Origin of the sequence: Escherichia sp. MOD1-EC6842 (genome assembly GCF_002965705.1) — a bacterium.
GTDB classification, from domain to species: Bacteria; Pseudomonadota; Gammaproteobacteria; order Enterobacterales; family Enterobacteriaceae; genus Escherichia; species Escherichia ruysiae.
Genome location: NZ_PTRF01000001.1, coordinates 495,963 through 519,416 on the forward strand (window position 1 = coordinate 495,963; position 23,454 = coordinate 519,416).

The 23,454-nt window shown below is 50.1% G+C and carries 19 protein-coding genes; 10 read left to right on the top strand and 9 right to left on the bottom strand.

The genetic code is table 11. From position 1 onward, the window contains the following. The first annotated feature begins 208 nt into the window (after positions 1-208). From uidR to uidC, 4 genes are all read left to right on the top strand, one after another. Positions 209-796: a DNA-binding transcriptional regulator UidR gene (uidR, locus tag A7Z29_RS02650; RefSeq protein WP_000369705.1), complete on the top strand. Its 588-nt coding sequence runs from the start codon at positions 209-211 to the stop codon at positions 794-796. Positions 797-1,171: 375 nt separating this feature from the next. Next, a complete protein-coding gene (gene uidA, locus A7Z29_RS02655; protein ID WP_105289745.1) occupies positions 1,172-2,983 on the top strand; it encodes a beta-glucuronidase in 1,812 nt (603 codons plus the stop codon). After that, a complete protein-coding gene (gene uidB / locus A7Z29_RS02660) occupies positions 2,980-4,353 on the top strand; it encodes a glucuronide transporter (RefSeq protein WP_105289746.1) in 1,374 nt (457 codons plus the stop codon). Before uidA ends, uidB begins: the two co-directional genes overlap by 4 nt. A 38-nt stretch (positions 4,354-4,391) precedes the next feature. Beyond that, positions 4,392-5,657: a glucuronide uptake porin UidC gene (uidC, locus tag A7Z29_RS02665; protein WP_001227039.1), complete on the top strand. Its 1,266-nt coding sequence runs from the start codon at positions 4,392-4,394 to the stop codon at positions 5,655-5,657. Between the two features lie 44 nt (positions 5,658-5,701). Here uidC and A7Z29_RS02670 read toward each other — a convergent pair whose 3' ends face one another. Together A7Z29_RS02670 and manA are read right to left on the bottom strand one after the other, a co-directional pair. After that, positions 5,702-7,210 (bottom strand): YdgA family protein, encoded by a 1,509-nt coding sequence (locus tag A7Z29_RS02670; protein WP_001043388.1) that lies wholly within the window; start codon positions 7,208-7,210, stop codon positions 5,702-5,704. A gap of 99 nt (positions 7,211-7,309) precedes the next feature. Continuing rightward, entirely contained in the window at positions 7,310-8,485 is a 1,176-nt protein-coding gene (gene manA, locus A7Z29_RS02675) for a mannose-6-phosphate isomerase (RefSeq protein ID WP_105289747.1), read from the bottom strand. Positions 8,486-8,683: 198 nt separating this feature from the next. Here manA and fumB point away from each other — a divergent pair, with 198 nt between their 5' ends. Together fumB and fumC are read left to right on the top strand one after the other, a co-directional pair. Continuing rightward, complete coding sequence (gene fumB, locus A7Z29_RS02680; protein WP_000066634.1) at positions 8,684-10,330, top strand: class I fumarate hydratase; 1,647 nt, start codon at positions 8,684-8,686, stop codon at positions 10,328-10,330. A 142-nt stretch (positions 10,331-10,472) separates the two neighbouring features. Further along, positions 10,473-11,876: a class II fumarate hydratase gene (gene fumC / locus A7Z29_RS02685; protein WP_105279402.1), complete on the top strand. Its 1,404-nt coding sequence runs from the start codon at positions 10,473-10,475 to the stop codon at positions 11,874-11,876. Here fumC and tus read toward each other — a convergent pair. The 3 genes from tus to rstA form a co-directional block, all read right to left on the bottom strand. Continuing rightward, a complete protein-coding gene (tus, locus tag A7Z29_RS02690; protein WP_105289748.1) occupies positions 11,873-12,802 on the bottom strand; it encodes a DNA replication terminus site-binding protein in 930 nt (309 codons plus the stop codon). The two genes, fumC and tus, sit on opposite strands and share 4 nt — an antisense overlap. A 74-nt stretch (positions 12,803-12,876) precedes the next feature. Continuing rightward, positions 12,877-14,178: a two-component system sensor histidine kinase RstB gene (gene rstB / locus A7Z29_RS02695; protein WP_000732532.1), complete on the bottom strand. Its 1,302-nt coding sequence runs from the start codon at positions 14,176-14,178 to the stop codon at positions 12,877-12,879. Between the two features lie 3 nt (positions 14,179-14,181). After that, positions 14,182-14,901, bottom strand: a complete 720-nt coding sequence (gene rstA / locus A7Z29_RS02700) for a two-component system response regulator RstA (RefSeq protein WP_001092492.1) — start codon at positions 14,899-14,901, stop codon at positions 14,182-14,184. A gap of 128 nt (positions 14,902-15,029) precedes the next feature. On the opposite strand from rstA, the gene A7Z29_RS02705 reads away from it, so the two are divergent. After that, positions 15,030-15,365, top strand: a complete 336-nt coding sequence (locus A7Z29_RS02705; RefSeq protein WP_000524882.1) for a GlpM family protein — start codon at positions 15,030-15,032, stop codon at positions 15,363-15,365. Here A7Z29_RS02705 and folM read toward each other — a convergent pair. The 3 genes from folM to ydgH all read right to left on the bottom strand — a co-directional run bounded on the left by folM (position 15,362) and on the right by ydgH (position 18,632). After that, positions 15,362-16,084, bottom strand: a complete 723-nt coding sequence (folM, locus tag A7Z29_RS02710) for a dihydromonapterin reductase (RefSeq protein WP_105289749.1) — start codon at positions 16,082-16,084, stop codon at positions 15,362-15,364. The two genes, A7Z29_RS02705 and folM, sit on opposite strands and share 4 nt — an antisense overlap. Before the next feature lie 36 nt (positions 16,085-16,120). Continuing rightward, complete coding sequence (locus A7Z29_RS02715; protein WP_000412364.1) at positions 16,121-17,503, bottom strand: amino acid permease; 1,383 nt, start codon at positions 17,501-17,503, stop codon at positions 16,121-16,123. Between the two features lie 184 nt (positions 17,504-17,687). After that, the gene (gene ydgH / locus A7Z29_RS02725; protein WP_085460704.1) at positions 17,688-18,632 is read right to left on the bottom strand and encodes a DUF1471 family protein YdgH; all 945 of its coding nucleotides are present in this window, start codon (positions 18,630-18,632) and stop codon (positions 17,688-17,690) included. A 511-nt stretch (positions 18,633-19,143) separates the two neighbouring features. On the opposite strand from ydgH, the gene pntA reads away from it, so the two are divergent. Together pntA and pntB are read left to right on the top strand one after the other, a co-directional pair. Beyond that, on the top strand, positions 19,144-20,676 hold the full coding sequence (gene pntA / locus A7Z29_RS02730; RefSeq protein ID WP_001219379.1) for a Re/Si-specific NAD(P)(+) transhydrogenase subunit alpha: 1,533 nt from the start codon (positions 19,144-19,146) through the stop codon (positions 20,674-20,676). 10 nt (positions 20,677-20,686) lie between these two features. Beyond that, positions 20,687-22,075 carry a Re/Si-specific NAD(P)(+) transhydrogenase subunit beta gene (gene pntB, locus A7Z29_RS02735; RefSeq protein WP_000014065.1) on the top strand — a complete coding sequence of 463 codons (1,389 nt, stop codon included), beginning with the start codon at positions 20,687-20,689 and terminating at the stop codon, positions 22,073-22,075. A gap of 24 nt (positions 22,076-22,099) precedes the next feature. Here the strand turns inward: pntB and tqsA are convergent, their stop codons facing one another. Beyond that, positions 22,100-23,134 carry an AI-2 transporter TqsA gene (gene tqsA / locus A7Z29_RS02740; protein ID WP_105289750.1) on the bottom strand — a complete coding sequence of 345 codons (1,035 nt, stop codon included), beginning with the start codon at positions 23,132-23,134 and terminating at the stop codon, positions 22,100-22,102. Between the two features lie 134 nt (positions 23,135-23,268). On the opposite strand from tqsA, the gene A7Z29_RS24005 reads away from it, so the two are divergent. After that, a complete protein-coding gene (locus A7Z29_RS24005) occupies positions 23,269-23,439 on the top strand; it encodes a protein YdgV (protein WP_085948676.1) in 171 nt (56 codons plus the stop codon). Positions 23,440-23,454 lie beyond the last annotated feature (15 nt).

Below are 23,454 nucleotides of genomic sequence, written 5' to 3' on the forward strand. Positions count from 1 at the left end.
CAACTCAGCGTTGTTTTCTGATGCTGATGGGTTATCAGAAAAGTGCATCCATCTCGCTACTGGTTGCCATATTTTGATTGCTGGTTGACCAATTATCGTGTGAATAATACTCGAATGCGGGGGGCTTCGCACATTTGACCTGCAATGTTAGGCGCTTGCATGGCAAAGCAGTAAACTACTTATTCACGCTAACTATAATGGTTTAACGATGGATAACATGCAGACTGAAGCACAACCGACACGGACCCGGATCCTCAATGCTGCCAGAGAGATTTTTTCAGAAAATGGATTTCACAGTGCCTCGATGAAAGCCATCTGTAAATCTTGCGGCATAAGCCCAGGAACGCTCTATCACCATTTCATTTCTAAAGAAGCCTTAATTCAGGCGATTATCCTTCAGGATCAGGAGAGAGCGGTGATCCGCTTCCGCGAACCTATCGAAGGGATTCATTTCGTTGACTATATGGTCGAGTCGATAGTTTCTCTCACTCATGAAGCCTTTGGACAGCGGGCGCTGGTGGTCGAGATTATGGCGGAAGGGATGCGCAATCCACAGGTCGCCGCCATGCTTAAGAATAAGCATCTGACGATTACGGAGTTTATCGCCCAGCGTATGCGTGATGCCCAGCAAAAAGGTGAGATAAACCCTGACATCAACACGGCAATGACCTCTCGCTTACTGCTGGATTTGACCTATGGCGTACTGGCCGATATCGAAGCCGAAGACCTGGCGTGTGAAGCGTCATTCGCCCGGGGATTACGCGCGATGATTGGTGGTATTTTAACTGCATCCTGATTCTGTCTTTTCGCGGGTCGGTGAAGACTGGCCCGCTTAATCCTGCATAGAAACTCTTTCCGTTTCGTCACCAAACCACCGTTAACACATACACAGTAGCCATATGGCACGTGAATTTATCATTTAAAACTCATTCGAATGAACGTTCGATTGCTTATTTTGTGGCTTCTGTCAACGCTGTTTTAAAGATTAATGCGATCGATCCGTATCACGCTGTGGGTATTGCAGTTTTTGGTTTTTTGATCGCGGTGTCAGTTCTTTTTATTTCCATTTCTCTTCCATGGGTTTCTCACAGATAACTGTGTACATCTCAAAATTGGTTAACTAATCAGATTAAAGGTTGACCAGTATTTTTATCTTAATGAGGAGTCCCTTATGTTACGTCCTGTAGAAACCCCAACCCGTGAAATCAAAAAACTCGACGGCCTGTGGGCATTCAGTCTGGATCGCGAAAACAGTGGAATTGATCAGCGTTGGTGGGAAAGCGCATTACAAGAGAGCCGGGCAATTGCTGTGCCGGGCAGTTTTAACGATCAGTTCGCCGATGCGGATATTCGTAATTATGTGGGTAACGTCTGGTATCAGCGCGAAGTCTTTATACCTAAAGGTTGGGCGGGCCAGCGTATCGTGCTGCGTTTCGATGCGGTCACTCATTACGGCAAAGTGTGGGTAAACAATCAGGAAGTGATGGAGCATCAGGGGGGATATACGCCGTTTGAAGCCGATGTCACGCCATATGTTATTGCCGGGAAAAGTGTACGTATCACCGTTTGTGTGAACAACGAACTGAACTGGCAGACTATCCCGCCGGGAATGGTGATTACCGACGAAAACGGTAAGAAAAAGCAGTCTTACTTCCATGATTTCTTTAACTACGCCGGGATCCATCGCAGCGTAATGCTCTACACCACGCCGAACACCTGGGTAGACGATATCACCGTGGTGACGCATGTAGCGCAAGCCTGTAACCATGCGTCTATTGACTGGCAGGTGGTGGCAAATGGTGATGTCAGCGTTGAACTGCGTGATGCGGATCAACAGGTTGTTGCAACAGGACAAGGCAACAACGGAACCTTGCAAGTGGTGAATCCGCACCTCTGGCAACCGGGTGAAGGTTATCTCTATGAACTGTACGTCACAGCCAAAAGCCAGACAGAGTGCGACATCTATCCACTGCGCGTCGGTATCCGGTCAGTGGCAGTGAGTGGCGAACAGTTCCTGATCAACCACAAACCGTTTTACTTCACTGGTTTTGGTCGCCATGAAGATGCAGATTTACGCGGCAAAGGATTCGATAACGTGCTGATGGTGCACGACCACGCATTAATGGACTGGATTGGAGCCAACTCTTACCGTACCTCGCATTACCCTTACGCTGAAGAGATGCTCGACTGGGCAGACGAACATGGCATTGTGGTGATTGATGAAACTGCAGCTGTCGGCTTTAACCTCTCTTTAGGCATTGGTTTCGAAGCGGGCAACAAGCCGAAAGAACTCTACAGCGAAGAGGCGGTCAACGGGGAAACCCAGCAGGCGCACTTACAGGCGATTAAAGAACTGATTGCGCGTGACAAAAACCATCCTAGCGTGGTGATGTGGAGCATTGCCAATGAACCGGATACCCGCCCGCAAGGTGCACGGGAATATTTCGCGCCACTGGCGGAAGCAACGCGTAAACTCGACCCAACGCGTCCGATCACTTGCGTCAATGTGATGTTCTGTGACGCTCACACCGATACCATCAGCGATCTCTTCGATGTGCTGTGTCTTAACCGTTATTACGGTTGGTATGTACAAAGCGGCGATTTGGAAACGGCAGAGAAGGTACTGGAAAAAGAACTTCTGGCCTGGCAGGAGAAACTGCATCAGCCGATTATCATCACCGAATACGGCGTGGATACGTTAGCCGGTCTGCACTCGATGTACACCGACATGTGGAGTGAAGAGTATCAGTGTGCATGGCTGGATATGTATCACCGCGTCTTTGATCGCGTCAGCGCCGTCGTCGGTGAACAGGTATGGAATTTCGCCGATTTTGCAACCTCGCAGGGCATTTTGCGCGTTGGCGGTAACAAGAAAGGGATCTTCACCCGCGACAGCAAACCGAAGTCGGCGGCTTTCTTGCTGCAAAAACGCTGGACTGGCATGAACTTCGGTGAAAAACCGCAGCAGGGAGGCAAACAATGAATCAACAACTCTCCTGGCGCACCATCGTCGGCTACAGCCTCGGTGACGTCGCCAATAACTTCGCCTTCGCAATGGGGGCGCTCTTCCTGTTGAGTTACTACACCGACGTCGCTGGCGTCGGTGCCGCTGCGGCGGGCACCATGCTGTTACTGGTGCGGGTATTCGATGCCTTCGCCGACGTCTTTGCCGGACGAGTGGTGGACAGTATGAATACCCGCTGGGGAAAATTCCGCCCGTTTTTACTCTTCGGTACTGCGCCGTTAATGATCTTCAGCGTGCTGGTATTCTGGGTGCCGACCGACTGGAGTCATAGCAGCAAAGTTGTGTATGCATATTTGACCTACATGGGTCTCGGGCTTTGCTACAGCCTGGTGAATATTCCTTATGGTTCACTTGCTACCGCGATGACCCAACAACCGCAGTCCCGCGCCCGTCTGGGCGCGGCTCGAGGAATTGCCGCTTCGCTGACATTTGTCTGTCTGGCTTTTCTGATAGGACCGAGCATTAAAAACTCCAGCCCGGAGGAGATGGTGTCGGTGTACCATTTCTGGACGATTGTACTGGCAATTGCCGGTATGGTGCTTTACTTCATCTGCTTCAAATCGACGCGTGAGAATGTGGTACGTATCGTGGCGCAGCCGTCCTTGAAGATCAGTCTGCAAACGCTGAAACGGAATCGTCCGCTGTTTATGTTGTGCATCGGTGCACTGTGTGTGCTGATTTCGACCTTCGCGGTCAGCGCATCGTCGTTGTTCTATGTTCGCTATGTGCTGAATGACACCGGTCTGTTTACTGTACTGGTACTGGTGCAAAACCTGGTCGGTACAGTGGCGTCGGCACCGCTGGTGCCAGGAATGGTCGCCAGGATCGGTAAAAAGAATACTTTCCTGATTGGCGCTCTGCTGGGGACCTGCGGTTATTTGCTGTTCTTCTGGGTTTCCGTCTGGTCGCTGCCAGTGGCGTTGGTCGCGTTAGCCATCGCTTCAATTGGTCAGGGCGTTACCATGACCGTGATGTGGGCGCTGGAAGCTGATACCGTAGAATACGGTGAATACCTGACCGGCGTGCGAATTGAAGGGCTTACCTATTCGCTATTCTCATTTACCCGCAAATGCGGCCAGGCAATAGGCGGTTCAATTCCCGCCTTTATTTTGGGATTAAGCGGATATATCGCCAATCAGGCGCAAACGCCGGAAGTTATTATGGGCATCCGCACATCAATAGCCTTAATACCTTGCGGATTTATGCTACTGGCATTCGTCATTATCTGGTTTTATCCGCTCACGGATAAAAAATTCAAAGAAATCGTGGTTGAAATTGATAATCGTAAAAAAGTGCAGCAGCAATTAATCAGCGATATCACTAATTAATATTCAATAAAAATAATCAGAACATCAAAGGTGCAACTATGAGAAAAATAGTGGCCATGGCCGTTATTTGCCTGACGGCTGCCTCTGGCCTTACCTCTGCTTACGCGGCGCAACTGGCTGACGATGAAGCGGGACTACGCATCAGACTGAAAAACGAATTGCGCAGGGCTGATAAGCCCAGTGCTGGCGCGGGAAGAGACATTTACGCATGGGTACAGGGAGGATTGCTCGATTTCAATAGTGGTTATTATTCCAATATTATTGGCGTTGAAGGCGGGGCGTATTATGTTTATAAATTAGGTGCTCGTGCTGATATGAGTACCCGGTGGTATCTTGATGGTGATAAAAGTTTTGGCTTTGCCCTGGGGGCAGTAAAAATAAAACCCAGTGAAAATAGCCTGCTTAAATTAGGTCGCTTCGGGACGGATTATAGTTATGGTAGCTTACCTTATCGTATTCCGTTAATGGCTGGCAGTTCGCAACGTACATTACCGACTGTTTCTGAAGGAGCATTAGGTTATTGGGCTTTAACGCCAAATATTGATCTGTGGGGAATGTGGCGTTCACGAGTATTTTTATGGACTGATTCAACAACCGGTATTCGTGATGAAGGGGTGTATAACAGCCAGACGGGAAAATACGATAAACATCGCGCACGTTCTTTTTTAGCCGCCAGTTGGCATGATAATACCAGTCGCTATTCTCTGGGGGCATCGGTACAGAAAGATGTTTCCAATCAGATACAAAGTATTCTTGAGAAAAGCATACCGCTCGACCCGAATTATACGTTGAAAGGGGAGTTGCTCGGCTTTTACGCGCAGCTCGAAGGTTTAAGTCGTAATACCAGCCAGCCCAATGAAACGGCGTTGGTTAGTGGACAATTGACCTGGAATGCGCCGTGGGGAAGCGTATTTGGCAGTGGTGGTTATTTGCGCCATGCAATGAATGGTGCCGTGGTGGATACCGACATTGGCTATCCCTTTTCATTAAGTCTTGATCGTAACCGTGAAGGAATGCAGTCCTGGCAATTAGGTGTCAACTACCGTGTAACTCCGCAATTTACGCTGACATTTGCACCGATTGTGACTCGCGGCTATGAATCCAGTAAACGAGATGTGCGGATTGAAGGCGCGGGTATCTTAGGTGGTATGAACTATCGGGTCAGCGAAGGGCCGTTACAAGGGATGAATTTCTTTCTTGCTGCCGATAAAGGGCGGGAAAAGCGCGATGGCAGTAATCTGGGCGATCGCCTGAATTACTGGGATGTGAAAATGAGTATTCAGTATGACTTTATGTTGAAGTAAGAAATAACGCCGGAGAGAAAAATCTCCGGCGTTTGGGCTGTGAATTACTGCTGCGGTATTGCCGGTACAGCCGGAACGTTTAATGCCGGCATCGCAAACATACCAACAAAATCTTCCAGCGGCATTTTCTGCCCGTTTAACGTGATCTGACCGTTAGCATATTGCAGGCTGGTGGTGATGGTATTGTCCTGCAAGGTGGTCAGACGAAACATTTGACCCATTGCTGACGCGCCTTCAACTTGCTGTTTTGCCAGTTTTTTCGCTTGATCTTCCTGATAACCTTCCAGCTTCGCTACCTGGGTCATCAGCTCAGTTGCCATATCGACCGGAATGGTTAGTTTTGCCTCCAGAGACTTAACCGAGCGATCAACTTCCTGAGCCAGTGTCTGCGGCGCTTCTTTAGTCGTTGCCGGATCTTTCAGGAACAGCGACAGATTCAGCGCACTTTCACCCTGACTGTTTTTCCAGCTTAACGGAGCGACAGTTATCACCGGATCGCCTTTCAACATCAGCGGCAGGGCGCTAAAGAAGGCTTCCGTCACTTTCTCCTGATAAAGTTCGGGATTGTTGGCAATCTCTGGCTGTGCCAGCAGAGCCTGGGTTTGCGCGTTATATTGCTGGCTAAACTGGTGCCAGGCTTCGCCATCAATCTGACCAACTTTTAAAGTCAGCTTGCCGCTGCCCAGATCCTGATTCTGTACTTTCAGGCTGTTTAGCGAGTAATCCAGTTGGCTATTGATCGTTTTACCGTCATTGACCAGGTCTGATTTACCGCTGATCTCCATGCCTTCCAGCAGTGCCAGTTCTTTGCCTTCTACCGAAATGGTCATTTTTTCCAGTGACAGTTTTTGGTTACCCACGCGCTCACCAAAACTTGCCAGTGTGCTGGAACCGTCGGTTTTCAGATTATTAAAGGTCAACTGCACTTTCTGGTTGTATTCGTTAACCGCATCCACCCGGCCGCTTTGTGCCTCCCCGGAAAGGGAGATAGCTTTGCCGTCTCTGTCAGCATTTAACTGGAACTCGCCGCCGCTAAAGGCGACTTTTTCATCTTTTTGTTCGTAATTCAGTGGCTTGAGAGAGATATCTGAGCTGGAATCACCGCTGTAACCAATGCGGGAGTTAATCTCAAAAGGTGTTTCTCCTTTTGCCATATCAAACAGTGGCTTGCTCACATTGTTGTTGACAAGCGTGGTTTGAATCGACGCCATCGACGGGATCAGGTTCAGTTTTTTAAGCTGGGCCAGGGGGAAGGGACCATGATCAACCGATTCGTTGAAGATGACGCTCTGACCACTTTTAATCCACGGATTTTCTTTCCCGGCAACGGGCTTCACCACCAGCTGTAACTGGCTGCTGAACACGCCGCGATGATAGTTTTGATAACTCACTTCCAGGTTGGATTCAGGAGCCGTCAGTTTAAGTTGCGCATTCGCCTGCGCGACCATGTCCTCGAGATGGGTTTCTATTTTCTTGCCTGTGTACCATGCGCCGCCTGTCCAGACTACGCCGAGCGCAACAATGACGCCTACCGCTACCAGCGATTTATTCATAGTGATTATCCATAAAATGAAATCAGGCGGACTGGCCGCCTGAAGTGTTATAAGCCTTTAATAAGCTTAGCAAGAGATGTTAATTTTTTCAGTAAGCTCTTACAGCTTGTTGTAAACACGGGCTAAACGTCCGTGGCCTTTCACTGTCACCGGTGACTCGTTGGCGGCAATAAACGCTGATTCACCCGGTTTAAGCGGTAACTGCTGAGAACCTTTACACAGAGTTGCTTCACCTTCAACGCAGAACAAAATGGCGGCACTTTGCTGGCTGATAGTGGTTTCTTTATCACTAAGATCATGCAGCGAGAAGGCAAAATCATCCACTGGAATCGGGAAGTCCAGTTCTGCACCTTGCTTCACCGGCTGGGTCAACAACTGGTTAGCTGGTTTGGCTTCGAACTTCACGTTGGCAACCAGCTCAGGAATATCAATATATTTTGGCGTCAGACCCGCACGCAGCACGTTATCAGAGTTCGCCATCACTTCCAGCGCCACGCCTTGCAGGTAGGCGTGCGGTGTTTCAGCGAACAGGAACATCGCTTCGCCAGGGTTCAGTTTCACCACATTCAGCAATAGCGGGGAGAACAGACCGCTGTCATCCGGGTAAAATTCAGAAATTAAACGAATCGTTTGCCACGGTTCACCCTGCTGGCTGCCGAGGGCCGATTTTAAAATCGCCAGCGCGAGGGATTTTTCTTCACCCTGCATATTCAACAGGCTGGCGAACAGGTCGCTTAAACGTTCGGCACTGGGCTGCTGTAAAAAGTGAGCAATCGCCGGATGCGCGCCCGCGACAGGCTGGAGCAGGGAGACAATCTCGGAGAACTCACGAAACGCGTTCATCGCGAGAAATGGTGTTAGGGCAAAAACCAGCTCCGGCTTGTGGTTAGGATCTTTATAGTTACGCTCGGCGGCATCCATCGGAATACCTGCGGCATTTTCTTTAGCAAAACCGATTTCAGAATTGCGTTTGTTCGGATGAACCTGAATGGAGAGCGGCTGAGCTGCGCATAATACTTTGAACAGGAAAGGCAGTTCGCCAAAGCGTTTGGCAACGGCCTCTCCAAGCAGAGTCGATTTGTCACTCTCAATCACATCACGCAGTGAAACGATATCTCCGGCAGCATTGTGCACACGGGAACTGCTTTTCGGATGTGCCCCCATCCACAGCTCGGCCATCGGTTGGCTGGACGGATTTTCCATACCATAAAGTTCAGTCAACGCCGTTTTGCTGCCCCAGGCATAGTTTTGCACTGAGTTAATGAGTTTTTGCATGATCAATCCCTGTTTAAATGTGGAAATTAATCCCGCTATTAAAGCAAGAATCCTACGGGAAGTAACCTGGAGCCGCAAAAAGTCGTACTTGTCTCAGTTTTTGTTAAAAAAGTGTGTAGGATATTGTTACTCGCTTTTAACAGGGCAACGGAACACCCGCCCAGAGCATAACCAAACCAGGCAGTAAGTGAGAGAACAATGTCAAACAAACCCTTTCATTATCAGGCTCCTTTCCCACTCAAAAAAGATGATACCGAGTATTACCTGCTGACCAGCGAACACGTTAGCGTATCTGAATTTGAAGGGCAGGAGATTTTGAAAGTCGCACCCGAAGCGTTAACTCTGCTGGCGCGTCAGGCGTTTCATGATGCGTCATTTATGCTGCGACCGGCTCACCAACAGCAGGTGGCCGACATTTTGCGTGACCCGGAAGCCAGCGAAAACGATAAATATGTGGCGCTTCAATTCCTGCGTAACTCCGATATCGCGGCAAAAGGCGTTCTGCCAACCTGTCAGGACACTGGCACCGCGATTATCGTTGGTAAAAAAGGGCAGCGCGTATGGACCGGTGGCGGTGACGAAGCGGCGCTGGCGCGCGGTGTCTATAACACCTATATCGAAGATAACCTGCGCTACTCGCAAAATGCGCCGCTGGATATGTATAAAGAGGTGAATACCGGCACCAATCTGCCAGCGCAGATCGATCTTTATGCTGTTGATGGCGACGAGTACAAATTCCTCTGTATCGCCAAAGGTGGCGGTTCGGCAAACAAGACGTATCTCTATCAGGAAACCAAAGCGTTATTGACGCCGGGGAAACTGAAAAATTACCTGGTTGAGAAAATGCGCACGCTGGGTACGGCGGCGTGTCCTCCGTATCATATTGCGTTCGTTATTGGCGGAACGTCTGCGGAAACTAACCTTAAAACGGTGAAACTGGCTTCCGCTAAATACTATGACGAACTGCCAACGGAAGGGAATGAGCACGGTCAGGCGTTCCGCGATGTGGCGCTGGAAAAAGAATTGCTGATCGAAGCGCAAAATCTTGGACTGGGCGCGCAGTTTGGTGGTAAATACTTCGCTCACGACATCCGCGTGATTCGCCTGCCGCGTCATGGTGCATCCTGCCCGGTCGGAATGGGCGTCTCCTGTTCTGCTGACCGTAATATCAAAGCGAAGATCAACCGTCAGGGGATCTGGATCGAAAAACTGGAACATAATCCAGGCAAATATATCCCGGAAGAGCTGCGCAAAGCGGGAGAAGGCGAAGCGGTGCGCGTTGACCTTAACCGTCCGATGAAAGAGATCCTCGCACAGTTGTCGCAGTATCCCGTTTCTACGCGCTTATCGCTTAACGGCACGATTATCGTCGGTCGTGATATTGCCCACGCCAAACTGAAAGAGCGCATGGACAACGGCGAAGGGCTACCGCAATACATCAAAGATCACCCGATTTACTACGCGGGTCCGGCAAAAACGCCAGAAGGTTATGCTTCCGGTTCTCTTGGCCCAACGACCGCCGGACGGATGGATTCTTATGTCGATCAACTGCAAGCGCAGGGCGGAAGTATGATCATGCTGGCGAAAGGCAACCGCAGCCAGCAGGTGACGGATGCCTGTAAAAAACACGGTGGCTTCTACCTCGGCAGTATTGGCGGCCCGGCGGCAGTGCTGGCGCAGGGCAGTATTAAGAGTCTGGAATGTGTTGAGTATCCTGAACTGGGAATGGAAGCGATCTGGAAAATTGAAGTGGAAGATTTCCCGGCGTTTATTCTTGTGGATGATAAAGGAAATGACTTCTTCCAGCAGATACAGCTCACGCAGTGCACCCGCTGCGTGAAATAAACAGAGCCGCCCTTCGGGGCGGCTTTTTTACATGGCACGAAAGACCAAACATTTGTTATCAAATAGTAAATAATGAGTGAGCTAAAAGTTGCTTAACGTAAGCAAAACAGAAAGAAAAAATTAATCAGGTGAGGAGCAGTCCATGAAAACAGTACGCAGCGAAAAAGATTCGATGGGTGCGATCGATGTCCCGGCAGATAAGCTGTGGGGCGCACAAACTCAACGCTCGCTGGAGCATTTCCGCATTTCGACGGAGAAAATGCCAACCTCACTGATTCATGCGCTGGCGCTAACCAAGCGCGCAGCGGCAAAAGTTAATGAAGATTTAGGCTTGCTGTCTGAAGAGAAAGCGAGTGCCATTCGTCAGGCGGCAGATGAAGTGCTGGCGGGACAGCATGACGATGAATTTCCGCTGGCTATCTGGCAGACCGGTTCCGGTACGCAAAGCAATATGAATATGAACGAAGTGCTGGCTAACCGCGCGAGCGAATTGCTCGGCGGCGTGCGCGGGATGGAACGTAAAGTTCACCCTAATGACGACGTGAACAAAAGCCAAAGTTCCAACGATGTCTTTCCGACGGCGATGCACGTTGCGGCGCTGCTGGCGCTGCGCAAGCAACTCATTCCGCAGCTTAAAACCCTGACACAGACGCTGAGTGAAAAATCGCGTGCATTTGCCGATATCGTCAAAATTGGTCGTACCCACTTGCAGGACGCCACGCCGCTGACGCTGGGGCAGGAGATTTCTGGCTGGGTAGCGATGCTGGAGCATAATCTCAAACATATCGAGTACAGTCTGCCGCACGTGGCGGAACTGGCGCTGGGTGGTACAGCAGTAGGGACGGGGCTGAACACTCATCCGGAATATGCGCGTCGCGTTGCGGATGAACTTTCGGTAATTACCTGCGCGCCGTTTGTTACCGCGCCGAACAAATTTGAAGCTCTGGCGACCTGTGATGCGCTGGTTCAGGCGCACGGCGCCTTGAAAGGGTTGGCTGCGTCACTGATGAAAATTGCCAATGACGTTCGTTGGCTGGCATCTGGCCCTCGCTGCGGAATTGGTGAAATCTCAATCCCGGAAAACGAGCCGGGCAGTTCAATCATGCCTGGGAAAGTGAACCCAACGCAGTGTGAAGCGTTAACCATGCTTTGCTGTCAGGTGATGGGGAACGACGTGGCTATCAACATGGGTGGCGCTTCCGGAAACTTTGAACTGAACGTCTTCCGCCCGATGGTTATCCACAATTTCCTGCAATCGGTACGCTTGCTGGCAGATGGCATGGAAAGTTTTAACAAACACTGTGCGGTGGGGATTGAGCCGAATCGTGAGCGAATCAATCAATTACTCAATGAATCGCTGATGCTGGTGACCGCACTCAACACCCACATTGGCTATGACAGAGCCGCCGAGATTGCAAAAAAAGCGCATAAAGAAGGGCTGACCTTAAAAGCTGCAGCCCTTGCGCTGGGCTATCTTAGCGAAGCCGAGTTTGACAGCTGGGTACGACCAGAACAGATGGTCGGCAGCATGAAATCCGGGCGTTAATCTGCAACATACAGGTGCAGCCGTGGAATGATCAAACGAAGCGGCTGCGCCTGCGGTTTATAACGGTGCTGCACATTGTCGGCATCGTAATTCAACAACTCGCCAACGTCCGGTACGCCCGCGCCATTATCCCGATTAATCAGTGCAATAAGCGGCGTAGGGCAGGCGTGTTGTACCTGTTTTTGATCTCCCTTGTACCAGACGCGGGCAATCGGCTGCACCTTTACCGGACGTTTGATTTTTAACTTCACGTCCTGTGGCAGGGCAGCAATATCCTGATATTCACGCTCCAGTTTTCCCTGCCACTCCTCACGCGTCCACGGTGCGACGCTGCGGGGTGATTTCAGACTTTTTTCCAGCTGCGCCAGCACTTCATCACGATGCAAATTCTTAATGATATGTTTATTCGCCCAGCCAAAACGTAAAGTTGCGGGGTCATGCAGAACGGTGAGGGTGCGGTAAGCGTTCAGTGTGATCAGCCCCGGCAAATGGCGATGCACCCATTCAAAACGCGCCGCCGTAGGAAGTTCTGACTCAACCGTGACGATATGCTCGAAAGTGGTTTTAAGTTGATTGATGCGCTGGATATGACTTACCAGCGCCGCTTGTGAAAAGTTATCAACCTGATAACACAACACGCCGGGCAGACGAACAGCGGCCTTGCTGCTGCGATTTTCAGACTGTTGCTGAATAAACAAATGGCGGAAATGACGTAGCGCGAGCGCCTGCGCCTCTTTGCCGAGATGTTGCTTAACTTCAATGCAATTCAGCGGATTATGCTCATCCTCTTTTTTGACTTCCGGTAAAGAGAATACCCGGGCAACCAGCAACTTGTGCTGTTCAAGCTCAGCGGCAAATGCGGCCAGTTCTTGCTCCATCTGGCGAAAGGTAGTATTGAGTCGATCTACGAGATCGTAACGAGCCATAAAATCACCACTTTAGTTACAACATACTTATGTTATAGCACAGTGGCGACGACTTGACCACCGTGCGCGTAGCGTCAGGCAGAGGTAAATTGCGCAATGTTGTGCCATAACGGCCAGCTAAACGAGAAGCGGGCGCCGCCCAGTTCGCTGGTGTCACAATTAACCGTGCCGCCCATTGCCAGTGCAATTGAGTGGACAATTGCCAGTCCCAGCCCGCAGCCGCCGGTTGCACGGTCACGGCTGGGGTCGAGGCGAACAAAGGGTTCAAAGATATGCTCTCGATCCTGTGGTGCAATCCCTGCACCATCATCTTCAACAATTAATGTCGCTTTGTTTCCTGCCAGTAGCAGGCTGGTTTCGACTGTTGAATGGCAGTAGCGCAGGGCATTATTGAGCAAGTTATCCAGCACGCGCTCCATCAAGCGCATATCCAACGCCGCATAATGACCTTGCATGATGGTTTTTATCCGTACCGTTTTATCGGGAGTTAGTGCCTGAATGTCGGCCAAATGCGTTGACAGCCACAACGGCAGGTCTGGTTCGCTAAGATGGAGCTCATTTTGCGGGCGATCGAGTCGGGCATAAGTCAGCAACTCTTCAATTAAGGCTTCCAGTTGGCTGATATCGCGATTCAACGCCTGAGATTCTGTTGCGCTCAGATTTTCGCTCATCTCCAGTCGATAACGCAGGCGCACTAACGGCGTTCGCAGTTCGTGGGCGATACCGTCAATAAGCTGTTTTTTACTGGCAATCAAGGCGTTGATATTATCCGCCATCTGGTTAAACGCCACGCCAAGCCGTTCAAAACTCGAACCTTCATCAAAGTGAATACGTTCATTGAGATGCCCATCGCCAAATCGTTGCGCCGCTGCTTCCAGTTTTAACATGTCCTGCCAGTGCGGACGCATCCAGATAAACACGGGAAAGGCGAGGGAGATGGCAATAAAAGCGATCAGCGCGATATCCAGTAATCGCATTTGATGGAGGTAATAAAGATAAGGCACGGGACCGACTGCCAGCACGTAGTGGCTGCGCGGTATACGCTGTAAGAATGTGTACTGATCGTCCAGGGCGACAATTTCGCCGCCACGCAGTCGATGCATGGAGATTTCATCGAGATGATATTTACTCAACGGTTCGACGCGCAGATCAAAAGAGAGATTTAAATCCATCTCTTTCAGCGTTTTTCCCCAGTCGTGTGGGGGGATCTCGCGCAATTCGCTACGCATCAGGTATAGAGAACTGTTCATCAAATCATCCAGCGACTGTTTGCCCGCGCGTTCGGCGGTAAATTTGTACACCAGCCCAACCAGTAGGGACATCACCAGAAAGCAGACAAACAGTAGAAGATAAAACTGGATAAACAGTTTTTTCATCGCTTATTCCCACGCATGAGGCGCAAACAGATAGCCTTTGTTTCGCACGGTTTTAATGCGATAAGGTTCGGCAGCGTTATCGCGCAGTTTTTTTCTTAACCGCGAAATAGCCACGTCCACGCTACGATCCAGACCGTCGTAACTGACGCCGCGTAAATTTTTCAACAACGCATCTCTGTCCATAATTTGCCCCGCGTGGGTGGCTAATTCCCAGAGCAGTTCAAAATCGGCGGTAGAGAGTGAAATTTCGCAGTCAGCAAGCGTAACTACACGGTTAATGGGATCGATGGTTAACGTGCCGAAATGCAATGCCTTATAAGGAGTAAGAGGTGCTTCTTGTATACCTTTGGTCAGCGTGGTTTGCTCGTTCTGACGCAAATGTAAACGTAACCGCGCCAGCAGGACTGCGGGGGGCGTTGTTTTGAGAATATAGTCGCAGGCGCCCATTTCCAGAGCCAGAATGTGGTTCATATCACTATCGAGAGATGTCAGCAGAACTATAGGCCCGCTCCATTTAGTGCGTAAATCACGACAGACAGTCATGCCGTCCTTGCCTGGTAGCATGATATCGAGGAGCACCAAATCCGGATTTTCCCGCAGAATTGTTTCTTCTGCATGGTCGCCGCGAGGTTCAATGGTTACCTGTATATCATGTTTCGCCAAATACGCGGCAATCAGTGAACCGACTTCCGCGTCATCTTCCACAAATACGATAGTGTTCATATTATTCACGGTAGATATAAAAACGTCACAATACACCGCGTTGTTTTTACTTACTATCAATCGTTCCTAAACAAGTTTTCATCAGGTATTCTACGGATGACTTGTTATGGAAGTGTTAAGGTAAAAAGATGGGGCTGGTAATCAAAGCCGCGCTTGGTGCGCTGGTGGTGGTGTTAATTGGTGTATTAGCAAAAACGAAAAATTACTATATCGCCGGGCTGATTCCGCTTTTTCCGACCTTTGCGCTTATTGCGCATTATATTGTTGCCAGCGAACGCGGCATTGAAGCCTTACGCGCAACTATCATTTTCAGCATGTGGTCGATTATTCCCTATTTTATTTACCTGGCGTCGCTGTGGTATTTCACCGGAATAATGCGCTTGCCCGCCGCTTTTGTGGGTTCCGTTGCGTGCTGGGGAATAAGCGCATGGGTGTTGATTATATGCTGGATGAAGCTGCATTAACGCAGATGTCGACCGCCATCAAGCGGAAAACTGCGTCCGGTAACAAAGCAACTGGTGAGTAAATAATCGACCAGGTCGCTCACTTCTTTCTCGCCTGGTGCGGTTTTCATCAGTGATTTATTCAGCGCCTGTTGACGATATTCAGCATCATCATGCTCATTAAACAGGATCAGCGATGGCGCGATAGAATTCACTTTCACTTCCGGTGCCAGCTTGCGGGCAAACGAGCGTGTCATATTATCCAGCGCCGCTTTGCTCGCAGCATAGGCAATATGTTTGTCGCTTCCGCGCTCCACCACATAATCGGTAAAGTGAATGATATCGCTGGCGGCGTGTCCGTGCCCACGCAGTAATCTTTCCAGAGCGTGGTTAAGAAGGTATGGGGTATTAACGTGGATTTGCATCATGCAGGCCAGCACGTCAGTCAGTGGCGTACCTGGTTTTTCAGCCATCCACGCGCTGGCGTTGTGCAAAATAGCACGCAGGCCATGGGTGCTTTTTAGTACCTCATCGGCAAACGCCATCACACCGTCGTTGGTTGAAAAATCAGCCTGAATACATTGCGCACCCGCATTAATCAGTCCATCAATGGCAGGATAGCGCGTCCGATAGCTGACAATCACCGGTTGCTTTTGATTAATGAAATGCCAGGCGAGGGCGAGGCCAATGCGACGGCCTCCGCCAGTAATTAATATTGGCAAGGGGTGGGTTTTACCCATCGTTATCTCCTTTGCTATCCAACGATGGGACGAACGTTATCCCACCAGCATCCAGGTCGCCGGAACTGCGGCAATTAACAACATGCTAATTAACACCATTTCCTGACGATTCAGTACATTATCATGTGTATGCGTTTTACGCGCGTACAGGAACACCAGAAGCCCAGGTGCATACAGAACGACGGACAACAGCAGGTGCATTGGGCCAGAGGCGTACAATAACCATAAGCCATAAATGCAGGCACCGATACCTACTGCTTTATGCAGTGGACGGGTAGCGATTTTCAGCAGGAACGCGCCAACCAGGAAATAGGGCACCAGAATCATTTCTGAGGCGATGGTGAGCAATGTGTTGTAATCGGAACCGGTTAGCCAGATGAGTACCAGGCAAATTTGCACGCAGATGTTGGTCAGCCACAGTGAGGCAGACGGCGCAGCTTGCGCATTCTGGCGAGCAAAAATGCGCGGGAATGCTTTATGAGTGGCAGCCAGGAAGGGGACTTCTGCCGCCATAATGGTCCAGCTTAAGTACGCGCCGCAAACGGAAACGATCAGTCCGGCAGCGATGATAATCTCACCCCACGGCCCCATCATTTTCACCATCAGGCCGGCCATAGAGGGATTACGGATTTCAGCCAGTTCAGGGCGTGCTACCACCCCCAGCGAAAGCAGAGTTACCAGTAAATAAACGCCCAGCGCGGAAAGTACCGCCAGAAGTGTTGCTTTGCCGACATCATGTTTATTACGCGCTCGCGCAGAAACCACCACTGCACCTTCCACGCCAATGAATACCCACAGTGTGATCAACATTGTGTTTTTCACCTGTTCCCATACCGGTATACCAAGTGCAAGGCCAGTGAAGTCGAGTTTGAAGGTGTCCAGTTTGAACATCATCATCGCCAGAACAATAAACAGACCTAGCGGTAATAATTTTGCCAGCGTCGCCACCAGGTTAATACTGGCAGCGGTCTGCACACCGCGCAGGATCAAAAAGTGAACAATCCATAATAAGGCGGATGCACCGACAATCGATTGCCAGGTATTGCCATCGCCAAACAGGCGCAATTCCGGCGTATCGGTGAAGAAACTCAATGCGGAAAAGACGATCACCAGATAGGAGACGTTGGCGATAACTGCGCACAGCCAGTATCCCCATGCGGAGCAGAAACCAATCAGTTCGCCAAACCCTTCACGGGCATAGGTAAAGATACCGCCGTCAAGATCGGGACGAATACGCGTCAGGATCAGCATAGCGAAGGCCAGTAATAAAATCCCTGCGCCGGTGATACCCCAGCCGATCAATAATGCTGCCGGGCTGGCTACCGCCGCCATATTTTGCGGCAGACTGAAAACACCTGCGCCCAGCATTGAGCTTAATACCAGCGCAGTGAGCGCGCTCAGTCCCAGTTTCTTTTCCATCTGTATCCAGTGATCAAAACGTGTTTGGAAGAATAAATATTAGGACAAAACGCATAAAAATGGTGTTTGTCACTAAGGCGCGGGATTTTACGAAGAGATGTATCGTCATGCAATGGTTAGGGGAAAATTTGTGGCTAAAAATGCTAAAGGCGGCATAAAGCCGCCTTATCGTGATACTGAATAGTTATTTATACAGGTCTGCGCTGATGGTCAGGTTATTGCCACGTTCCTGCCACTGGCGGGTGATGTGGTAATACTTAGCCCCTTTCTTCGCGGCACGTTTAGCAACCTGGTAGGAGACTTCGGTCATGTTGCCGTAGTTACCTGAGAACTTAATGCTGTCGAACGGCACCATCATCGCTGCGGTCGCTTTGTTCAGTTCTTCTACTTTAGTGCCGTCAGGTAGCGTGACAGTGTAACGCCCGCCTTTTGATGACTGGGTTTCAAAGAAGCGACCGACTTCGGAACTTGGTGATGCAGTAGTGGCAACGCCTGGGATTTCAACTTTCTTCGCAGCTTCGCCACCGGCCGCCAGGGCTGCACGTCCCGCGTCGGAATCCGCCGGGATCACATCCGGGCTTTGTACTACGCGTTTCTTAGCATCTTTTTTATAGATGAAGGCCGTAATGCGCTGGTTACCGCCCTGGTTGGCATCGATTTGACGAACAATATAGAAAGAGTATGCGCCTTTTGCTTTCGCCGCTTTGGTGATGGCGTCATTGACTTCTGGCTGGCTACGATAGAAGCCCTGGACAGTGACCGTGTCAAAGGGTTCTATCAGAACAGCCTGATCTTTCGGCAGTTCGACAACACCGTTAATTACGCGATTACTTGTTTCTTCTGCTTTTTCAGCATCGGCTTTATAGAGGTCAGCGACCACACGCCAGTTACCGCTGTTACCGAAATCTGACGTATCGACAACATAAAAAGAGGCTGCGCCTTCTTTATCAGCGCGGCGGGATACGGCTTTGACCGCCTCGCCAATGGCATTGAAACGTCCGGTAACCACTACACGGTCAAAAGGTTTAACCGCTGCCGCTTGCTCCGGTGTCAGTTCTGTTGCTGCGTTAACGGAGAATGCCGTAGCAGAAAGCAGTGCCGACGCCAGGAGGGTGTTCTTAAGCTTCATAAAAATAATCCTTCGCCTTGCGCAAACCAGGTACTGGTATTGTTATTAACGAGAAACGTGGCTGATTATTGCATTTAAACGGTGTAACTGTCTGCGTGATTTTTCATATCAGACTTCTTGATTTGATTTTAAACCTGTTCGAATAACCATCTGTGATTAAAAAGTAACCGCAGTAACATAAAATGGCTGAATTGTATAAGTTAATTTAATGTTAACTGGCGGCTTGCGACGGGGTGATCTCATGTTTTACCTGGCTATCGAAGACAATTATCGCCCCTTATCCTGTGTTCTATGGTGTTTATCCCACTATCAAGGCTGAATCGTTAATATTTTTCGAGTTAACGCCGAGATACTGATTTTTGGCGCTAGATCACAGGCATTATTTTCAGTACGTTATAGACGTTTGTTACTAATTTATTTTAACGGAGTAACATTTAGCTCGTTCATGAGCGGCTTGTGTACTTGAAACACAGGCAAACCATCATCAATAAAACCGATGGAAGGGAATATCATGCGAATTGGCATACCAAGAGAACGGTTAACCAATGAAACCCGTGTTGCAGCAACGCCAAAAACAGTGGAACAGTTGCTGAAACTAGGTTTTACCGTCGCGGTAGAGAGCGGCGCGGGTCAACTGGCGAGTTTTGACGATAAAGCGTTTGTGCAAGCGGGCGCTGAAATAGTAGAAGGGAATAACGTCTGGCAGTCAGAGATCATTCTGAAGGTCAATGCACCGTTAGATGATGAAATTGCACTACTGAATCCAGGTACAACGCTGGTAAGTTTTATCTGGCCTGCGCAGAATCCGGAGCTAATGCAAAAACTTGCGGAACGTAACGTCACCGTGATGGCGATGGACTCCGTACCGCGTATTTCTCGCGCCCAGTCGCTGGACGCGTTAAGTTCGATGGCGAATATCGCAGGTTATCGCGCTATTGTCGAAGCAGCTCATGAGTTTGGTCGCTTTTTTACCGGACAAATCACTGCGGCAGGTAAAGTGCCGCCGGCAAAAGTCATGGTGATTGGTGCGGGTGTTGCTGGTCTGGCGGCCATTGGTGCAGCAAACAGCCTCGGCGCAATTGTGCGTGCGTTCGATACTCGTCCGGAAGTGAAAGAACAAGTTCAGAGTATGGGCGCGGAATTCCTTGAACTGGATTTTAAAGAGGAAGCAGGCAGCGGCGATGGCTATGCCAAAGTGATGTCGGAAGCGTTCATCAAAGCGGAAATGGAGCTTTTTGCCGCGCAGGCAAAAGACGTCGATATCATTGTTACCACTGCGCTTATTCCAGGCAAACCGGCACCGAAACTGATTACCCGTGAAATGGTGGACTCCATGAAGTCGGGCAGTGTGATTGTCGATCTGGCAGCACAAAACGGCGGTAACTGTGAATACACCGTGCCGGGGCAAATATTCACTACGGAAAATGGCGTCAAAGTCATTGGTTATACCGATCTTCCGGGGCGTCTGCCGACGCAATCCTCACAGCTTTATGGCACCAACCTCGTCAATCTGCTGAAACTGTTGTGCAAAGAGAAAGACGGCAACATTACTGTTGATTTTGATGATGTGGTGATTCGCGGCGTGACCGTGATCCGTGCGGGCGAAATTACCTGGCCGGCACCGCCGATTCAGGTATCAGCTCAGCCGCAGGCGGCACAAAAAGCAGCACCGGAAGTCAAAACCGAGGAAAAATGTGCCTGTTCGCCGTGGCGTAAATACGCCTTGATGGCGCTGGCAATTATCCTTTTCGGTTGGCTGGCGAATGTTGCACCGAAAGAGTTCCTCGGACACTTCACCGTGTTCGCGCTGGCGTGCGTTGTGGGCTATTACGTGGTGTGGAATGTTTCGCACGCGCTACATACGCCATTGATGTCGGTCACCAATGCGATTTCAGGGATTATTGTTGTCGGAGCACTTTTACAGATTGGCCAGGGCGGCTGGGTTAGCTTCCTTAGTTTTATCGCGGTGCTTATAGCCAGCATTAATATTTTCGGTGGCTTCACCGTGACTCAGCGTATGCTGAAAATGTTTCGCAAAAACTAAGGGGTAACATATGTCTGGAGGATTAGTTACAGCTGCATACATTGTTGCCGCGATCCTGTTTATCTTCAGTCTGGCCGGGCTTTCAAAACATGAAACGTCTCGCCGGGGTAACAACCTCGGTATCGCCGGGATGGCGATTGCTTTAATTGCAACTATCTTTGGACCGGATACTGGCAACGTTGGCTGGATCTTACTGGCAATGGTCATCGGTGGGGCGATTGGTATCCGTCTGGCGAAGAAGGTTGAAATGACCGAAATGCCGGAACTGGTGGCGATCCTGCATAGCTTCGTTGGTCTGGCGGCGGTGTTGGTTGGTTTTAACAGCTATCTGCATCACGACGCGGAAATGGCGCCGATTCTGGTGAATATTCACCTGACGGAAGTGTTCCTCGGCATCTTCATCGGTGCGGTAACCTTCACGGGGTCAGTCGTGGCGTTCGGTAAGCTGTGCGGTAAAATTTCGTCTAAACCGCTGATGCTGCCAAACCGTCACAAAATGAACCTGGCGGCACTGGTTGTTTCCTTCCTGCTGCTGATTGTGTTTGTTCGCACTGAAAGCGTTGGCCTGCAAGTTCTGGCATTGCTGATAATGACCGCCATTGCGTTGGTTTTCGGCTGGCATTTGGTGGCTTCCATCGGTGGCGCAGATATGCCCGTGGTGGTGTCGATGCTGAACTCTTATTCTGGTTGGGCAGCGGCAGCGGCGGGCTTTATGCTCAGTAATGACCTGCTGATTGTGACCGGTGCGCTGGTCGGTTCTTCGGGTGCCATCCTTTCTTACATCATGTGTAAGGCGATGAACCGTTCCTTTATCAGCGTCATTGCGGGTGGTTTCGGCACAGATGGTTCTTCCACCGGTGACGATCAGGAAGTTGGCGAGCATCGCGAAATCACTGCGGAAGAGACGGCAGAATTGCTGAAAAACTCGCACTCGGTGATCATCACCCCAGGCTACGGCATGGCGGTCGCGCAGGCGCAATATCCGGTGGCAGAAATCACCGAGAAATTGCGTGCCCGTGGTATCAATGTGCGTTTCGGTATTCACCCGGTTGCAGGTCGATTACCGGGGCATATGAACGTATTGCTGGCAGAAGCGAAAGTGCCGTATGACATCGTGCTGGAAATGGACGAGATCAACGATGACTTTGCTGATACCGATACTGTGCTGGTGATTGGCGCTAACGATACGGTTAACCCGGCGGCGCAGGATGATCCGAAGAGTCCGATTGCTGGTATGCCTGTGCTGGAAGTGTGGAAAGCACAGAACGTGATTGTCTTTAAACGCTCGATGAACACCGGCTATGCTGGCGTGCAAAACCCGCTGTTCTTCAAAGAAAACACCCACATGCTGTTTGGTGACGCCAAAGCCAGCGTGGATGCAATCCTGAAAGCACTGTAACCCTGACGGCCTCTGCGGAGGCCGTTACTCTTTATTGAGATCGCTTAACAGGACGGCGATGCTTTGGCCTCCCGCCGTTTGTTCAAGCGCAATTTTGACAACAATCGTCAACGGCACGGAAAGCAGCATTCCCACCGGCCCTAACAACCATCCCCAAAAAATTAACGACAAAAAAACTACCAGTGTGGAAAGCCCCAGTCCGCGCCCCATGATGCGCGGCTCCAGAATATTGCCGAAGACCAGATTAATCAGCAGATATCCCGCCAGTACCAGTAACGCCTCATAGAAACCATTAAACACCAGTACCTGAGCGATAGGGGGGATAGCCGCGAGAACCGAACCAATGTTAGGGATGTAATTAAGCGCGAAGGCCAGTAATCCCCAGACAAAAGCGAAGCGAACATCGAGTGCGGCGAGCATCGCCCAGGCGACCAGACCGGTGATGATGCTGATGGCTGTTTTCAGCACCAGGTAATGCGACACACTGTCAATGGCGCGCTGGATCGCCGCCATACCTTCGACCGGGCGCGTCATCATTTGCTGGAGTTTGCCGGGAAGTTGTGGCACTTCGAGCAGCATAAACAGCACCGTCAGCAACAATAAAAATATGGATGACATGGCATTAGATAACTGTGTCAGCAAGTTGGTGAGCAACGTCATCGCCGCGTTCGGATCAATGTAATGCGCCAGTTGGTCAACCGAGACATCAATACCCGCGCGTTGTAATAAAGGCTCCAGAACTTGCAGAGGCTTTATGATTGAGCTGCGATACTGTGGCAAAGTGCGGGTCAGCTCATTAAGCGTTGAGCCGAGATAGGCCAGTAATAGCACCATCGCCATCACGATGATTATCATTAAAATCGACACAGCCAACACACGCGGCACGCGCCAACGAACCATGCGTTGTACCAGCGGATGAAGAATGACTGCGATAAATAGGGCAAGGATAAAGGGTACGATGATATCGGCGGCAAAACGGATACCGCAGAGAATAATGACCAGCATTCCCAACATAATGACTATTTTTAGACCATTGAGCGTGATGATCGGCTTTGCCATGCGTATCCCCATTTTTTCTTTCTTCGCTAATAATATTTTCTTTTTAGCCGTGGCATTATAACGAAAATCAAACTCCTCAGGTAAAGAAATGAAAATGTTTTGAGTTAATTCTTAAGCTATGATACAAATCAGACGTGTACAACTACCGAGGACAATTATCATCCGCGATGACGAGAAGCAACACTGCGGATAATTGTAATATTATGGACAATTTGTTCAGGACGTTATTTTCTACATTTACTCATTTTCGTACCTCAACCACCATCTTGCTCGCAGGTGAGCAACACTGGCGCAACGCGCTTTAGTCCCTTCCTCTGCCA

Excerpts from the sequence above, each read along its gene's own strand:
- uidC (WP_001227039.1), top strand. The coding sequence starts at position 4,392 with ATGAGAAAAATAGTGGCCATGGCCGTTATTTGCCTGACGGCTGCCTCT.
- tus (WP_105289748.1), bottom strand. The coding sequence starts at position 12,802 with ATGGCTCGTTACGATCTCGTAGATCGACTCAATACTACCTTTCGCCAG.
- A7Z29_RS02705 (WP_000524882.1), top strand. The coding sequence starts at position 15,030 with ATGGGGCTGGTAATCAAAGCCGCGCTTGGTGCGCTGGTGGTGGTGTTA.
- ydgH (WP_085460704.1), bottom strand. The coding sequence starts at position 18,632 with ATGAAGCTTAAGAACACCCTCCTGGCGTCGGCACTGCTTTCTGCTACG.
- pntA (WP_001219379.1), top strand. The coding sequence starts at position 19,144 with ATGCGAATTGGCATACCAAGAGAACGGTTAACCAATGAAACCCGTGTT.
- tqsA (WP_105289750.1), bottom strand. The coding sequence starts at position 23,134 with ATGGCAAAGCCGATCATCACGCTCAATGGTCTAAAAATAGTCATTATG.
- pntB (WP_000014065.1), top strand. The coding sequence starts at position 20,687 with ATGTCTGGAGGATTAGTTACAGCTGCATACATTGTTGCCGCGATCCTG.
- A7Z29_RS02715 (WP_000412364.1), bottom strand. The coding sequence starts at position 17,503 with ATGGAAAAGAAACTGGGACTGAGCGCGCTCACTGCGCTGGTATTAAGC.
- fumC (WP_105279402.1), top strand. The coding sequence starts at position 10,473 with ATGAAAACAGTACGCAGCGAAAAAGATTCGATGGGTGCGATCGATGTC.
- A7Z29_RS02670 (WP_001043388.1), bottom strand. The coding sequence starts at position 7,210 with ATGAATAAATCGCTGGTAGCGGTAGGCGTCATTGTTGCGCTCGGCGTA.
- rstB (WP_000732532.1), bottom strand. The coding sequence starts at position 14,178 with ATGAAAAAACTGTTTATCCAGTTTTATCTTCTACTGTTTGTCTGCTTT.
- uidR (WP_000369705.1), top strand. The coding sequence starts at position 209 with ATGGATAACATGCAGACTGAAGCACAACCGACACGGACCCGGATCCTC.
- folM (WP_105289749.1), bottom strand. The coding sequence starts at position 16,084 with ATGGGTAAAACCCACCCCTTGCCAATATTAATTACTGGCGGAGGCCGT.
- uidA (WP_105289745.1), top strand. The coding sequence starts at position 1,172 with ATGTTACGTCCTGTAGAAACCCCAACCCGTGAAATCAAAAAACTCGAC.
- uidB (WP_105289746.1), top strand. The coding sequence starts at position 2,980 with ATGAATCAACAACTCTCCTGGCGCACCATCGTCGGCTACAGCCTCGGT.
- rstA (WP_001092492.1), bottom strand. The coding sequence starts at position 14,901 with ATGAACACTATCGTATTTGTGGAAGATGACGCGGAAGTCGGTTCACTG.
- fumB (WP_000066634.1), top strand. The coding sequence starts at position 8,684 with ATGTCAAACAAACCCTTTCATTATCAGGCTCCTTTCCCACTCAAAAAA.
- manA (WP_105289747.1), bottom strand. The coding sequence starts at position 8,485 with ATGCAAAAACTCATTAACTCAGTGCAAAACTATGCCTGGGGCAGCAAA.